Origin of the sequence: Methyloversatilis sp., assembly GCF_030698125.1 — a bacterium.
Lineage (GTDB): Bacteria > Pseudomonadota > Gammaproteobacteria > Burkholderiales > Rhodocyclaceae > Methyloversatilis.
Genome location: NZ_JAUYNV010000017.1, coordinates 109,230 through 122,863 on the forward strand (window position 1 = coordinate 109,230; position 13,634 = coordinate 122,863).

14 protein-coding genes are annotated in these 13,634 nt (G+C 64.8%); 6 read left to right on the forward strand and 8 right to left on the reverse strand.

Annotated elements, in window-relative coordinates; translation table 11 throughout:
- Positions 1 to 127: 127 nt before the first annotated feature.
- Together hrcA and hemH are read left to right on the forward strand one after the other, a co-directional pair.
- Positions 128 to 1,147: a heat-inducible transcriptional repressor HrcA gene (hrcA, locus tag Q8Q80_RS07765; protein ID WP_305632356.1), complete on the forward strand. Its 1,020-nt coding sequence runs from the start codon at positions 128 to 130 to the stop codon at positions 1,145 to 1,147.
- A 58-nt stretch (positions 1,148 to 1,205) separates the two neighbouring features.
- Positions 1,206 to 2,303, forward strand: a complete 1,098-nt coding sequence (gene hemH, locus Q8Q80_RS07770) for a ferrochelatase (protein WP_305632357.1) — start codon at positions 1,206 to 1,208, stop codon at positions 2,301 to 2,303.
- Between the two features lie 72 nt (positions 2,304 to 2,375).
- Here hemH and Q8Q80_RS07775 read toward each other — a convergent pair whose 3' ends face one another.
- Both Q8Q80_RS07775 and Q8Q80_RS07780 read right to left on the reverse strand, forming a co-directional pair.
- Positions 2,376 to 2,909, reverse strand: coding sequence for an AP2 domain-containing protein (locus tag Q8Q80_RS07775; RefSeq protein WP_190295032.1), 534 nt, complete (start codon positions 2,907 to 2,909; stop codon positions 2,376 to 2,378).
- 152 nt (positions 2,910 to 3,061) lie between these two features.
- Positions 3,062 to 4,444 carry a serine/threonine-protein kinase gene (locus tag Q8Q80_RS07780; protein WP_305632358.1) on the reverse strand — a complete coding sequence of 461 codons (1,383 nt, stop codon included), beginning with the start codon at positions 4,442 to 4,444 and terminating at the stop codon, positions 3,062 to 3,064.
- A gap of 214 nt (positions 4,445 to 4,658) precedes the next feature.
- On the opposite strand from Q8Q80_RS07780, the gene grpE reads away from it, so the two are divergent.
- From grpE to Q8Q80_RS07800, 4 genes are all read left to right on the forward strand, one after another.
- Positions 4,659 to 5,192 (forward strand): nucleotide exchange factor GrpE, encoded by a 534-nt coding sequence (gene grpE, locus Q8Q80_RS07785; protein WP_305632359.1) that lies wholly within the window; start codon positions 4,659 to 4,661, stop codon positions 5,190 to 5,192.
- 95 nt (positions 5,193 to 5,287) lie between these two features.
- A complete protein-coding gene (gene dnaK / locus Q8Q80_RS07790) occupies positions 5,288 to 7,216 on the forward strand; it encodes a molecular chaperone DnaK (protein WP_305632360.1) in 1,929 nt (642 codons plus the stop codon).
- A gap of 104 nt (positions 7,217 to 7,320) precedes the next feature.
- Positions 7,321 to 8,457 carry a molecular chaperone DnaJ gene (gene dnaJ / locus Q8Q80_RS07795; RefSeq protein WP_305632361.1) on the forward strand — a complete coding sequence of 379 codons (1,137 nt, stop codon included), beginning with the start codon at positions 7,321 to 7,323 and terminating at the stop codon, positions 8,455 to 8,457.
- A gap of 400 nt (positions 8,458 to 8,857) precedes the next feature.
- Entirely contained in the window at positions 8,858 to 9,277 is a 420-nt protein-coding gene (locus Q8Q80_RS07800) for a cytochrome c5 family protein (protein WP_305632362.1), read from the forward strand.
- Positions 9,278 to 9,420: 143 nt separating this feature from the next.
- On the opposite strand, the gene Q8Q80_RS07805 is transcribed toward Q8Q80_RS07800, so the two are convergent.
- From Q8Q80_RS07805 to Q8Q80_RS07830, 6 genes are read right to left on the reverse strand one after another with little or no spacing between them, the layout of a single operon-like run.
- Entirely contained in the window at positions 9,421 to 9,780 is a 360-nt protein-coding gene (locus Q8Q80_RS07805) for a hypothetical protein (RefSeq protein ID WP_305632363.1), read from the reverse strand.
- Positions 9,777 to 10,049: a hypothetical protein gene (locus tag Q8Q80_RS07810; protein WP_305632364.1), complete on the reverse strand. Its 273-nt coding sequence runs from the start codon at positions 10,047 to 10,049 to the stop codon at positions 9,777 to 9,779. Before Q8Q80_RS07810 ends, Q8Q80_RS07805 begins: the two co-directional genes overlap by 4 nt.
- Positions 10,050 to 10,052: 3 nt before the next feature.
- A complete protein-coding gene (locus Q8Q80_RS07815) occupies positions 10,053 to 10,592 on the reverse strand; it encodes a nitrous oxide reductase accessory protein NosL (protein ID WP_305632365.1) in 540 nt (179 codons plus the stop codon).
- A gap of 14 nt (positions 10,593 to 10,606) precedes the next feature.
- On the reverse strand, positions 10,607 to 11,431 hold the full coding sequence (locus tag Q8Q80_RS07820) for an ABC transporter permease (RefSeq protein ID WP_305632366.1): 825 nt from the start codon (positions 11,429 to 11,431) through the stop codon (positions 10,607 to 10,609).
- 5 nt (positions 11,432 to 11,436) lie between these two features.
- A complete protein-coding gene (locus Q8Q80_RS07825) occupies positions 11,437 to 12,372 on the reverse strand; it encodes an ABC transporter ATP-binding protein (protein WP_305632367.1) in 936 nt (311 codons plus the stop codon).
- A complete protein-coding gene (locus Q8Q80_RS07830) occupies positions 12,344 to 13,621 on the reverse strand; it encodes a nitrous oxide reductase family maturation protein NosD (protein ID WP_305632368.1) in 1,278 nt (425 codons plus the stop codon). The genes Q8Q80_RS07825 and Q8Q80_RS07830 overlap by 29 nt, the downstream gene beginning before the upstream one ends.
- Between the last annotated feature and the right edge of the window lie 13 nt (positions 13,622 to 13,634).

Genomic DNA, 13,634 nt, shown 5'->3' on the forward strand with positions numbered 1-13,634 from the left:
AAGGCCGCGATCGACCGCGAAGCCGACGAGAGCGGGCCGGCCTGTGTCAATATCCGGGCCTGACACCGTCGCACCCGCGGCACCGTTCTAGAATCTGAAGCCGGAAGCGCACACAAACCGCGAAGTCATGCTCGAAGACCGCTCCAGACTGCTGCTCAAAACCCTGGTCGAACGCTACATCGCCGACGGTCAGCCGGTGGGCTCCCGCACGCTTTCGAAGTATTCGGGACTGGACCTTTCGCCGGCCACGATACGCAACGTGATGTCGGATCTCGAAGAACTGGGCTTCATCACCAGCCCGCACACATCGGCCGGGCGCGTTCCGACGCCGCGCGGTTACCGGTTCTTCGTCGACAGCCTGCTGTCGGTGCAGCCGCTGGAGCCCGGCCAGATCAGCGAATTGAAGGGCGAACTGCGCCCGGCCGACCCGCGCGTGCTGGTCGGTCAGGCCTCGCAACTGCTGTCGCAACTGACCCATTTCGCCGGCATTGTGGTGGCACCGCGCCGCCAGATGGTGCGCATCCGCCAGATCGAATTCCTCAGCCTGTCCGACAAACGCATCCTGCTCATCATCGTGACCGATCAGGGCGAGGTGCAGAACCGCATCCTGCTGACGGAGCGCAATTTCTCGCCGGCGGAACTGGTCAGCGCGGCCAATTTCCTGAACCAGAACTACGTCGGTTTCGATTTCGAGGAAATCCGCGGCCGGCTGCAGGCGGAACTGAAAAAGCTGCACGGCGATCTGACGTCGCTGATGGCGGCTGCGCTGCAGGCCGGCAACGAGGCCTTTTCCGGCGACAAGGGCCAGTACGTCATTTCCGGCGAACGCAATCTGCTGGCGGTCGACGATCTGGCGTCGAACATGTCCCGTCTGCGCGAGCTTTTTTCGCTGTTCGACCAGCGTACCCAACTGGCCAGCCTGCTTGATCTGTCCCAGCAAGCCGAAGGCGTGCAGCTGTTCATCGGCGGCGAATCCGGCCTGGCACCACTCGACGAATGCAGCGTGGTCACCGCGCCCTACGAAATACAGGGCCAGGTGGTCGGCAGCGTCGGCGTGATCGGCCCGACCCGCATGGCGTACGAACGCGTCATTCCGATTGTCGACGTCACCGCCAGGCTGCTTTCGAGCGCGCTCAGCCAGACCTGACCCGATTCACCCGAACCGGGCGCGCCATGGATGTGCGCGCCGCAACCCCAACGAGCCCATGTCACGATTCATCGCCGAACCGACCTACACCCACGGCCAGCCCGCGCGCACCGGCGTGTTGCTGGTAAACCTCGGCACCCCTGACAAGCCGGACGCCCCGTCGCTGCGGCGCTACCTCAAGCAGTTCCTGTCGGACGACCGGGTGGTCGAAATTCCGAAGGCCGTGTGGTGGTTCATCCTGAACGTCATCATCCTGAATGTGCGGCCGAAACAGTCAGCCGAAAAATACGCCTCGGTATGGACCGACGAAGGTTCGCCGCTGCGCGTGCACACCGAGCGCCAGGCCAAGCTGCTGCGCGGCTGGATGATTGCCGAAGGCCAGCCCGACATCGACGTGCGTTTTGCCATGCGCTACGGCAGTCCGGCCATTGGCGACGTACTGCAGCAGATGAAGATGGACGGCTGCACGCGCATCCTGATGCTGCCGATGTATCCGCAGGCGGCATCGAGCACGACCGGTTCGATGATCGACGAACTGGCGCAGACCCTGCTGCGCTGGCGCAATCTGCCGGAATTGCGCTATCTGCGAGCCTTCGCGGCCGACGCCGGCTACATTGGTGCTCTCGCGGCCAGCGTGCGCGAACACTGGGCGAAGAACGGCCGCGCGGACAAGCTCGTCATGTCCTTCCACGGTGTGCCGCACTTCCATCTGGAACAGGGCGACCCTTACCACTGCGAATGCCACAAGACCGGACGCTTGCTGGCCGAGGCGCTCGGGCTGGCGAAAGATCAGTATCTGGTCACCTTCCAGTCTCGCTTCGGCAAGGCGCGCTGGCTCGAGCCCTACACCCAGCCGACGCTTGAAAAGCTTGCCGCGGAAGGCCTGCAGAGCGTGGACGTGATCTGCCCGGGTTTCGTCGCCGACTGCCTCGAAACGCTGGAGGAGATCGCGGTGGAAAACCGTGAAGCCTTCATCGGCAAGGGCGGCAAGACCTTCCAGTACATTGCCTGCCTGAACGAGCGTGCCGACTGGATCGACGCCCTGGGCCGCATCGTGCGACGCGAACTGGGTCACTGGTGGGACGAAGCGAGCCCGGTCGCCGATCAGCTGGCCCTGCAGGTCGAACGCGCGAAGGCTTTCGGTTCTCCCAGGTAGCGGCGCGATGCCCGGCAGGAGACAATGAAAAAGGCGACCCCGGGGTCGCCTTTTTCTTGCCCTGACCGACTGTCACGCAGCGCGTGCTTCGGCCACCGGCGTTTCATCGTTCTTGGCCCGACGCGGGCGACCGCGGCGCGATGCACCGGGGTCGAACTGGCCGTCGAGCTTCTTCAGAGCATCCTTGCGCGCCTTCAGTGCCATCTTGAATGCGCCTTCTTCGCCGTACTTGTTGACCGAGAATTTCACCCGCTTGCGCCGGCCCGACGGCAGTGGCCATGACGCCACCCAGAACCAGCGCTGTTTCTCTTCCGGCATGTCGCGCGTTTCCGACGCGCAGTAACGGCACACCCCGACGACGCCGGAGCGGTTGTTCTTCTTGACGATGCTCGAATACTCGCGCAGCGAAAACGGCGGAAACTTTGCAATGATGTCGTCCCGGAACTGCTTGGCGGCGGTGAACGCCTTCTGCTTGCCGCCGAACACGCCGTCGCTGAAGTGCTTGCGGTGTATCACGCCACGTCGCTGGATGGTCACGAGCCAGCCATGCGTCCGGCTGGCTTCGTTATCCACGCGGCTGATGCCATAAACTGAATTGCGGCTCAAGGTCGGTCTCCTTCCGATCAGCACCGGGTTGGCCGGGTGCCTGTGAGGAGAGTTTCGGCCTGCAGGATCAAAACTTTAGCGACCTGAGCGGCTGCGTTTCACGATGAAACAGACAGGTCGTGAAGTGTGTCCGGACCGCCAGGCGGCGTCGTTCAGCGACGGAGCGGCGGATCAGGTGCAAGTTCGAGATCAAGCCCGACGCCGGCGACGCAGAAACCGGACTCTGTCGGCAGCATGACTTCTTCGCCCTGGGCGGCGAGGGCGGCGTTGGCGCGGATCAGACGCTGCACGACGGTACTGATCAGCTGGCCGCGGAAGTGTTCGAGACATTCCTCCGACGCGAGCGTCAGCGCCGACGGATTGATTTCCAGGAAGGTGATCTGGGTCGTGGCGATCACCGTGGCCGACCGGCTGACATGCTTGGGATCGAGATAGCCCATCTCGCCGACCACGTCGCCGGTGCCCAGTTCGGCCAGCAGGCGACCGCCTACGCTGACCTGCGCCTGTCCCGACACGATGAGGCCGAACCGGTTGTCGGTGTCGCCCTCGCGCATCATCACGGCGTTCTCGGCAAACTGGCGCCAGCCGGAAAAGCGCAGTACCTCCCACACCTCGACATCGTCGAATTCGGTGAAGAAGGCCATCTTCCGCAAAATGGTGAAACGGGTCGTGTCCGGCGGCACGTAAGCGTCGTCGAGCAACTTGAAGCGCACCGAAGACAGATCCTTCGCGAATTCGGCACCGTTCTTGTAGCGCGAATACAGATCCTTTTCGAGCGCCTTGCGGATCACCCGGTCCATGCCCTCCGGCACTTCCGGATTGAGCTGCGACGCGGACGGCGGATCGGCATTGATGATCTTGTAGATGAGCTGGGCCGGATGCTTGGCTCGGAAAGGCAGCCGTCCGGTCAGCAGGTGGAACAGCACCACGCCGAGCGAATACAGATCGGTCTTCTGGTTCAGCGGATAGCCCTTCACCTGTTCCGGGCTCATGTAGGCCGGTGAGCCCACGCCCATGATGAAGGTCGAATCCTTGTCGTTTTCCTTTGCGACATTCAGCGCCAGCCCGAAATCGGTCACCTTCACGAGGTCGTTGGCGCCGATCAGGATGTTGGGCGGCTTGATGTCCCGGTTCACGACGCCCTGCTTGAACGCGTAGTCGAGCGCCATGCAGCACTTGAACTCGATGCTGCCGGCTCGCGGCAGCGGCAGCATCTTGTTGAATTCGCAGTAGTGATCGAGTGCTTCGCCCTCGATGTACTCCATCACCAGATAGGCGCGCCCCTCTTCCACCTGGGCGTCGAAGATGCGGATGATGTTCGGGTGATTGAGTTTGGCAGCGATCGCGGCCTCGGTCAGGAACAGCTTGCGCATGCGGCGCGACCATTTGCCCTGATCACGGTTCTTGTCGCCGAAATCGACCAGTTTCACGGCGACCAGCTCTTCGATGTCATCGGCCTTGCATAGGTAGACGGTGGCCGTTGCGCCCTTGCCGATTTCCCTGATAACCCTGTATTTGCCGATGCGATCGAGCATGCTTGCAGTGCGATGGAGGCGTCATGAACAGCCGCAATGATAGGGCATCGGCCGTAAACGAACAAAAGCCCTTCTGGCGCCGGCCCGAACCTGTGCGCGACCTGCGACTTGATGCAACAGACGTCAGGCAAGAACCGGACGGATCGGCAGGGCTTGAAATCGCCCGGCGACGGCCCCAAGTGCATCGGGTCCGAAAGCCAGAGGAAATCGCTGCATGACTGACCAGACCCCGCAAGACCTGCCGAACGAGTTGCCGGCCGATGCCGCAGCGTCCGCCGAGACGCAGACCCCCATCGCCGATCAGGCGCTCGCCGCTGCCGAACTGAAGGTGGCCGAACTGCAGGATGCCCTGCTGCGCGCCAAGGCCGAAACCGAAAACATGCGTCGCCGCGCGGCCGAGGATGTGCTGAAGGCCGGCAAGTTCGGGGCCGAGAAGTTCGCCAACGCCATGGTGCCGGTGAAGGACAGCCTCGAAGCCGCGCTCGCCGACCATTCGTCCGACGTGGCCACGCTGCGCGCCGGTGTCGACCTGACACTCAAGCAGCTGCAGCAGGCATTCAGCGGCGCCGGCATCGAGGAAACCGATCCGCTGGGCGAAAAGTTCGATCCGCACCGTCATCAGGCAATCAGCCAGATCGAAGCGCCGGGCGAACCGAACCATGTGGTTCAGGTGCTGCAGAAAGGGTATCTGCTGCACGAACGCGTGCTGCGCCCCGCCCTCGTGATCGTTTCCAGGGCGGCCAGCTGAATGACCCCTTGAAATGTGGGCGAATGCGCCCACATCTGACGCCAAGCGGTCATTTCGCTCCCGACACACACTTATATATATAGAGGACCCCGAACATGGGAAAAATCATCGGCATCGATCTGGGCACCACCAATAGCTGCGTGTCCGTCATGGAAGGCGGCAAGCCCAAGGTGATCGAGAACTCGGAAGGCGCACGCACCACGCCGTCCATCGTGGCGTACACCGAAGATGGCGAAATCCTGGTCGGCGCCTCGGCCAAGCGTCAGGCGGTCACCAATGCCGCGAACACGCTGTTCGCGGTCAAGCGCCTGATCGGTCGCCGCTTCGAAGAGAAGGAAGTGCAGAAGGACATCGCGCTGATGCCCTACAAGATTTCCAAGGCCGACAACGGCGACGCCTGGGTGGAAGTGCGCGGCAAGAAGATCGCGCCGCCGCAGGTGTCGGCCGAAGTGCTGCGCAAGATGAAGAAGACCGCTGAGGACTACCTCGGCGAAGAAGTGACCGAAGCCGTCATCACGGTGCCGGCCTACTTCAACGACAGCCAGCGCCAGGCCACCAAGGACGCCGGCCGCATCGCCGGTCTGGACGTCAAGCGCATCATCAACGAGCCGACCGCGGCAGCGCTTGCCTTCGGCATGGACAAGAAGCCGGGTGATTCGAAGATCGCCGTGTATGACCTCGGCGGCGGCACATTCGACGTGTCCATCATCGAAATCGCCGACGTCGATGGCGAACACCAGTTCGAAGTGCTGGCCACCAATGGCGACACCTTCCTCGGCGGCGAAGACTTCGACCAGCGCATCATCGATTACGTGATCGACGAGTTCAGGAAGGACCAGGGCGTCGACCTGAAGAAGGACATCCTCGCGCTGCAGCGTCTGAAGGAAGCGGCCGAAAAAGCCAAGATCGAACTGTCGTCGGGTGCGCAGACCGAAATCAACCTGCCCTACATCACCGCCGATTCGAACGGGCCGAAGCATCTGGCGATCAAGATCACGCGGGCCAAGTTCGAGTCGCTGGTGGAAGAGCTGATCGAACGTTCGATCGAGCCCTGCCGCATCGCGATCAAGGATTCGGGCGTCAAGGTGAGCGACATCGACGACGTCATCCTGGTCGGCGGCATGACCCGCATGCCCAAGGTTCAGGAACGGGTGAAGGAATTCTTCGGCCGCGAGCCGCGCAAGGACGTGAATCCGGACGAAGCCGTCGCAGTCGGTGCTTCGATCCAGGGTGGCGTGCTGCAGGGCGACGTGAAGGACGTGCTGCTGCTTGACGTGACCCCGCTTTCGCTGGGCATCGAAACGCTGGGCGGCGTCATGACCAAGATGATCCAGAAGAACACGACGGTGCCGACCAAGTTCTCGCAGACCTTCTCGACCGCCGACGACAACCAGCCGGCGGTGACCATCAAGGTCTACCAGGGCGAGCGCGAAATGGCGACCGGCAACAAGTCGCTGGGCGAGTTCAACCTGGAAGGCATCGCCCCGGCTCCGCGCGGGCTGCCGCAGATCGAGGTGACCTTCGACATCGACGCCAACGGCATCCTGCACGTCGGCGCGAAGGACAAGGCGACCGGCAAGGAGAACAAGATCACCATCAAGGCGAATTCCGGCCTGTCGGAAGACGAAATCCAGAAGATGGTGAAGGACGCCGAGCTGCACGCCGAAGATGACCGCCGGGCGCGCGAGCTGGCCGACACCCGCAACCAGGCCGATGCACTGGTGCATTCGACGCGCAAGGCGCTGACCGAGCACGGCGACAAGGTCGATGCCGGCGAAAAGGATGCGATCGAAGCCGCGATCAAGGAGACCGAAGACGCCATCCGTTCCGGTGACAAGGAAGCGATCGAGGCCAAGAGCGCCGCATTGTCGACCGCAGCGCAGAAGCTGGGCGAAGCGATGTACGCGCAGCAGCAGGCGGCTGCCGGTGAAGCCGGTGCTGCCGGTGCTGCACCGGGCGGCTCGGGCAAGGACGACGGCGACGTGGTCGATGCCGAGTACACCGAAGTCAACGACAAGAAGTAAGCTGCGCGACTTCCGGTTGCCGATGGCGACCTGACCGCCGGGGCACAGAGTCGCAGGGTCGCACCCTGCTCCTCTGTGCCCCGGCGTATCTGTGGTGACAACGAATGGCAAAACGCGATTTTTACGACATCCTCGGCGTCAATCGGGACGCATCCGACGACGAGATCAAGAAGTCCTACCGCAAGCTGGCGATGAAGTACCACCCGGACCGCAATCCGGACAGCAAGGAAGCGGAAGACAAGTTCAAGGAAGCCAAGGAGGCTTACGAAATCCTGTCGGACGGGCAGAAGCGCGCCGCCTATGACCAGTACGGCCACGCCGGCGTAGACCCCAATATGGGCGGTGGCGGCGGTGGCGCAGGCCCCGGTTTCGGTGATGCCTTCGGCGACATTTTCGGGGAAATATTCGGCAATGCCGCCGGACGCGGCCGGGCCGGCGGCGGGCGCAGCGGCGTCTATCGCGGCGCCGACCTGCGCTACAACCTGGAAATCACGCTCGAGGAAGCCGCTCGTGGCACCGACACGCGCATCCGCATTCCGACCATGGATGAGTGCGGGACCTGCGACGGCACCGGTGCGAAGCCGGGCACCAAGCCGGTCACCTGCACGACCTGCAATGGCGCGGGGCAAGTGCGCATGCAGCAGGGCTTCTTCTCGATCCAGCAGACCTGCCCGAAATGCCATGGCACCGGCAAGATGGTGAAGGACCCGTGCGGCACCTGCCATGGCGCCGGCCGCGTGAAGTCGAGCAAGACGCTGCAGGTGAAGATTCCGTCCGGCATCGACGAAGGCGACCGCATCCGGCTGGCCGGCGAAGGCGAGCACGGTCAGGGCGGTGGCCCGGCCGGCGACCTGTACGTGCAGATCCACATCAAGCCGCACAGCGTGTTCCAGCGCGAGGGCGACGACCTGCACTGCGAAATGCCGATCGGCTTCGCCACCGCCGCACTGGGCGGCGAAATCGAGATTCCGACGCTGGAGGGTGCAGCCAAGATCAAGATTCCGTCGGAAACCCAGTCCGGCAAGGTGTTCCGCCTGCGCGGCAAGGGCATCAAGGGCGTGCGCAGCAGCACCCCGGGCGACCTGATGTGCCACGTGGTGGTCGAAACGCCGGTCAATCTGACGGCGCGCCAGAAGGAACTGCTGAAGGAATTCGACGACATCAACCTGAGCGACGAAGCGAGCCACAGTCCGCGCGCCAAGTCGTGGATGGACAAGATGAAGAACTTCTTCGCCGGTTGAACTTGTCCGCCCGCACCACCGACCCCGTCGCTTGGGGTGAGCCAATGGCAATGCCCAACAAGCACCCGACGACCCGCCCCACCTCCGGCTGAAGGACGACGTTGGGCATCGCCTGCGCCTCACCCCAACCTGCGACCGTACGGATTCACCCGACCGCGCAACCGCCGCGGACACCCGTAGGTTGGGGTGAGCCAACGGCGATGCCCAACAAGCACCCGTCGATCACGCCCCACCTCCGGCTGAAGGACGACGTTGGGCATCGCCTGCGGCTCACCTCAGTCCGCTTGACACGTGTCAAGCGATGGTCGGAGTGCGCCGGTATATTCGTCCGTCGCCACCGGATCTGCATCGGTCGTGCGGTAGACGGTATTCAATATTAATTTTGCATGAGGAGAGTCGCATGATTGCCAGATTCAGTCTTGTTGTAATCGCCGTGGCGGCCGGATTGCTGTCGGGCTGCGGGAAGGATTCCGCTACGCCGGTGCCGGCTGACAAACCGGTTGCAACGGCGCCCGCGGCGCCCGCGGCGCCCGCGGCCCCTGCTGCCGCTCCGGCTCCGGTGGCGGCAGCGCCGGGAGAAGGCACCTACAAGAAAGCGTGCGCCATGTGCCATGCGTCGGGCGTGGCCGGCGCGCCGGTGCCGGGCAACAAGGAGCAGTGGGCCGCCCGCATCGCCAAGGGCAACGACACCTTGTACAAGCACGCGATCGAGGGCTTCACCGGTGAGTTGGGCATGATGCCGCCGCGCGGCGGCAGCCCTGCGTTGAGCGACGACGAGGTCAAGGCGGCAGTGGACTTCATGACTACGAAATCGAAGTAGGCGCAGCCAGAAGTCTCGTCCCCGGGCAGGACCCCGAAAGACAGGGTAAACGGGTCCGTCGGCCGGCATGTTGCGGCCGACGGGCCCGTTTTGCCGAGGAGCGCAGAAGGCGGCCGCGGCGTGATGCGCCGGGCGGGGCCGTTTCAGCGGGGCTGGATCGGGGGCCGGGCGGCAAGAAGCGACCCGATCACCGCGAGCAGGTTGTGCAGCGGCTCGGCGTCGATCCGCGTCAGCGGGTCGGCGACCGCGCTGCCGTCGGCAAGATGCAGGTGATTGGGCCAGGAGGACAGGTGGCGATGCAGCGGTGCCGTGTCGATGCCGCCGGTCAGCCCGGCCGACTGCCAGCGGAAGGAATAGGCGTCGCGTGCCGCGTAGCGGACCTGCATCGTCGTGCCGTCGGCCAGGAACAGTTCGAGCGCGTCCTGGGTGAGACGGGGCGGGGCGCTGAAATGCGGCGATTCGGTCGCCACCAGCGCCGCATGCAGTTCGATATGTATGTTCATTGCGTATTCAGGTGCAGCAGCAGGGCGTTCGTTTCCTGCCGGGCGCTGTCGTGCGCCTGGTTCAGCACACGTGCGGCGAGATAATGTTCGTAGGCCGGGTGTTCGTCCATCCGGCGATCGAGGATGGCCTGCAGCAAGGCCTCTTCGTCGCCGGCGCCTGCAGCGGCGAGCACGTCGCGCCGGTGTTCGCGCGTTTCATACATCAGGCGCGACAACTGCTGCAGGCGCAGCGAGTCGTCCGGTTCGAGATGATCGAGCGGGGTGGGCATGGCTTACATCCTCTGGTCGTGAAGTGCGCCGCCGTCGAGCACGACCTTGTCGGCCGTGATCTGTGCGAAGGCCAGCACCGTGCCGCCGTGCTCGCGGGCGAACGCGACGGCGTCCGCTTCGCGGGCGAACGACGCCAGCGTCGGTCCCATGGAGCCATGACGGCTGGAGCCATGCACGTAGAAGGCAGCGCGCGCATCAATCCAGTTGTCCTGCGGGTGGTCCCAGTCGGTCTTCCCCATGTCCTGCACAAACAGCGCGCGTATCGGCCGCACCTGTTCGGGCTTCAGATAGACGGACATCAGTTCGACCGTGTCGCAGAAGAAATCGGGCTCGGCGCGATCGGCATAGTGGATCTGTGCCTTCGGGCCGGGGTAGTCGGCCAGCAGCATGCCGTCAAGCACGCAGAGGGTGCTGCGGTCGATTTCCAGCGGCACGAGGGCGACCGGTTCGCCGCCGGGCGAGCAGGCGGCCAGTAGCGTGGCGAGCAGCGCTGCGCAGGCGGCATGCCGGGATTGGTGAAGCAGGGGGGGTATCGGGTTCATCGTCGGTGTCCTGTTCAGGCGAGGTTGCGAAAGCGGCGGGCGGCCACTGCAAGCGGCACGACCACCCATGAAATCATCACGGCGACGAGCAGCCATGGCCGCGCCAGCGCTTCGGGAAACACCGAGGCGAGCCCGTGCAGCGAGCGCATTTCGTCGATCGTGAAAATGTTGAGCACGCGGAAGACATCGGTCGGGTTGGCAAGCAGAAGCCAGCCGAACACGTCGCCGCCCCAGCGGCCGCTGGTGGCGACCAGGCCGCCGAGGAGCAGCAGGTCGAACACCAGCACGAAGAAGAACCAGCAGGCGATGGCCAGCCCCGAGGCGCGGGTGCGGTCGGTGGCGAACACCGACAGCATCAGGGCGATGCTGAGGAAGCTGCAGCCGAGCAGCACCGAGGTGAACACGAAACCCGCGAAACGCAGCGTGGCGCCCGCATCGAGCGAGGGCAGCAGCACCAGGCCGACCACTCCGAAACCGGCGACGGTCGATACCGTCAGCGCCGCAGCCAGGCCGGCGTACTTGCCGAGCAGCAGTTCCGTGCGGGTGATCGGCATCGACAGAAGCAGGTCGAGCGAGCCGCGCTCGCGTTCGCCGACGATGGCGTCGAAGCCGAGCAGCAGCGCGATCAGCGGTATCAGGTAGATCACCAGGCTGACCAGGCTGGCGATGGTGAGGTGGATGGAGCGAAAGCCCACGGCGCCTTGCTGCGCCGCGCCGAAGTAGGCGATGACCAGGGCGAATACCGTAAACACCAGCGCGACGGCGAGCACCCAGCGGTTGCGCAGGCGGTCGTGAAATTCCTTGCCGGCGACGGTCAGTATCTGTGCGGGGTCGAGCATGGGATTCAGTCCGAGAAGCCGAAGAACACGTCTTCGAGCGAAGGTTCGTGGAGTGTGAGGTCCTGTATCCGTGCGCTCAGGCTGCCTACCCGCGCCAGCAGCTGCATCTTGCCCGCGCGCGGGCAACGCGCGCGCAGCCCGGCAGGGGTGTCTTCCAGTTGCACTCCGGCCAGCCCGGTCAGCCCTTCAGTCACCGCGGCGCGGTCCTGCGCGGCCACGCGCAAATGGAACACGAGTGGCAGGTCGAGCTGTTCGCGCAGGGCCTGCACGCTGCCGCACACCCGGATGCCGCCCGACGCCATGATGGCGAGGCGGTCTACGCGTTGCTGGATTTCGGCCAGGATGTGCGAGGTCAGGACGACCGTGGTGCCCTGGTCGCGCAGCTGGGCGAGCGTGGCGTAAAAGCCCGCGATGGCTTCCGGATCGAGTCCGTTGGTCGGTTCGTCGAGGAACAGGATGCGCGGCTGGCCGAGCAGGGCCTGGGCGAAACCCAGGCGCTGGCGCATGCCTTTCGAGAATTCCCGCACCGGCCGCCGCGCCGCATGCGCCAGACCGACCCGGGCGAGCGCATCGCCGATGCCGGGGCGTTCCAGCCGCTTGAGCCGGGCGAAGAAACGCAGCGTTTCCTCGGCGTTCAGGTTGTCGTAGAGCACCACGTTCTCGGGCAGATAGCCGATGTGCCGCCGGGTGTCGCGAAAGGCGGGGGCCGTGGTTTCGCAGCCGTCGATGCGCAGCGACCCGGCGTCCGGACGCAACAGCCCGAGCATCATGCGGAACAGCGTGCTCTTGCCGGCGCCGTTGTGGCCGATCAGGCCGAACAGTTCGCCGGGGCGGATGTCGAGGTCGACGCCGCGCACCGCCTCGACGGGGCCGTAGCGCCTGCATACGCCGCGGGCGTGAACAACCGCATCGTCACTGCGGGTGCGGGAAGTGGCGTCCATGCCAGGTGCTCCAGTCGGGGTGGTGAGGCGTCATGCGGGGGTGCGGGTCGATCACGCTGGGCGCGCGCAGCAGCGGAAACTGCCGGCTCACCATGCGCAGCGTCTGCACGGACGGGCTGGCCAGCAGCAGCCTGAAGGCGGGATGGCGCCAGGACAGGCGGTCGACCAGGTCGCTCGCCTCGTACGGCAGGTCGCCGATGCCGTCGCCGTCGCGGTCCCAGCCCAGGTAGTTGCTCCAGTGATTGCCGTCGCGCACGCCCCAGGTCAGATCGCGGGCGCCGATGTAGCGCACCTGTTCCTGGTTGCCGATGAAATCGTTGCGCTCGACCTCGTTGTTCTTCGAGCCCGCCCACAGGTGCACGCCGACGACGTTGTCGATGATGCGGTTGCCGCGCAGCGTGTTGTACTCGGCGTCGTAGATGAAGAAGCCGCGCTGGTTGCCGGCCACCACATTGTTCTCGATCAGCGAATCCTGGATGGTGCGCAGCATGATGCCGTGATCGGAATTCGCCCAGGCGCGGTTGTTGCGCACGGTGATGCGGCGCACTTCCATCAGCGCGAGGCCGCCACGATTCATCCAGCTGTCGTTGTCTTCCCACAGGTTGTCGTAGGCATTCATGTAGTGCGCGCCGTAGCGGCTGTGGTGCAGCCGGTTGCCGCGGAAGACGGCGTCATGCGACACGTCGATGTAGAGCGCGTCGCGCACGAAGCTGATGTTGTTGCCGGTGATGAGGGCGCGCCGGGTGTTGTAGAGCTGGATGCCGTTGCCGCGCATCGACGACTGCAGGTCGCGCTTGCCGGTGATCACGTTGTGCTCGATGCGCACGTCGTTGGCCCGTTCGATCCACAGGCCGAACAGGTTGTAGCTCAGGTCGCAGTGCCGCACGACGGCACGGTGGGCGCCCGGCCGGATGTAGATGCCGGCGTTCTGTTCGCGCAGGCTGCTGCCCGAGCGGCTGACGATCATGCCTTCCAGGGTGACGTCAGGAGAGGCGATCACGACCGTGTGGCCGCGCAGCCCGCCCGACACGGTCGGCCGGTCGATGCCGCGCAGGGTGAGCGGTCGGGAAATGACGATGTTCTCGTCGAATCGCGCGCGTTCCACCTCGATCACGTCGCCCGCGCCGGCGCGGTCGATGGCGGCCTGCAGCGATTCGCCGGCGCGCACGCGCAGCGTTGCGGCGTCCGTCGTGCCGGCGATGCACAGCGCGGCGAACGCCAGCAGCAGGCATTGCGCGCGACGGTGCATCGAAGGGGCCCGA

Bases quoted from the DNA above. Each gene is read 5' to 3' on its own strand.
- Q8Q80_RS07810 (WP_305632364.1), bottom strand. From the start codon at position 10,049: ATGCCCACCCCGCTCGATCATCTCGAACCGGACGACTCGCTGCGCCTG.
- dnaK (WP_305632360.1), top strand. From the start codon at position 5,288: ATGGGAAAAATCATCGGCATCGATCTGGGCACCACCAATAGCTGCGTG.
- Q8Q80_RS07800 (WP_305632362.1), top strand. From the start codon at position 8,858: ATGATTGCCAGATTCAGTCTTGTTGTAATCGCCGTGGCGGCCGGATTG.
- hrcA (WP_305632356.1), top strand. From the start codon at position 128: ATGCTCGAAGACCGCTCCAGACTGCTGCTCAAAACCCTGGTCGAACGC.
- Q8Q80_RS07805 (WP_305632363.1), bottom strand. From the start codon at position 9,780: ATGAACATACATATCGAACTGCATGCGGCGCTGGTGGCGACCGAATCG.
- dnaJ (WP_305632361.1), top strand. From the start codon at position 7,321: ATGGCAAAACGCGATTTTTACGACATCCTCGGCGTCAATCGGGACGCA.
- hemH (WP_305632357.1), top strand. From the start codon at position 1,206: ATGTCACGATTCATCGCCGAACCGACCTACACCCACGGCCAGCCCGCG.
- grpE (WP_305632359.1), top strand. From the start codon at position 4,659: ATGACTGACCAGACCCCGCAAGACCTGCCGAACGAGTTGCCGGCCGAT.
- Q8Q80_RS07830 (WP_305632368.1), bottom strand. From the start codon at position 13,621: ATGCACCGTCGCGCGCAATGCCTGCTGCTGGCGTTCGCCGCGCTGTGC.
- Q8Q80_RS07825 (WP_305632367.1), bottom strand. From the start codon at position 12,372: ATGGACGCCACTTCCCGCACCCGCAGTGACGATGCGGTTGTTCACGCC.
- Q8Q80_RS07815 (WP_305632365.1), bottom strand. From the start codon at position 10,592: ATGAACCCGATACCCCCCCTGCTTCACCAATCCCGGCATGCCGCCTGC.
- Q8Q80_RS07780 (WP_305632358.1), bottom strand. From the start codon at position 4,444: ATGCTCGATCGCATCGGCAAATACAGGGTTATCAGGGAAATCGGCAAG.
- Q8Q80_RS07820 (WP_305632366.1), bottom strand. From the start codon at position 11,431: ATGCTCGACCCCGCACAGATACTGACCGTCGCCGGCAAGGAATTTCAC.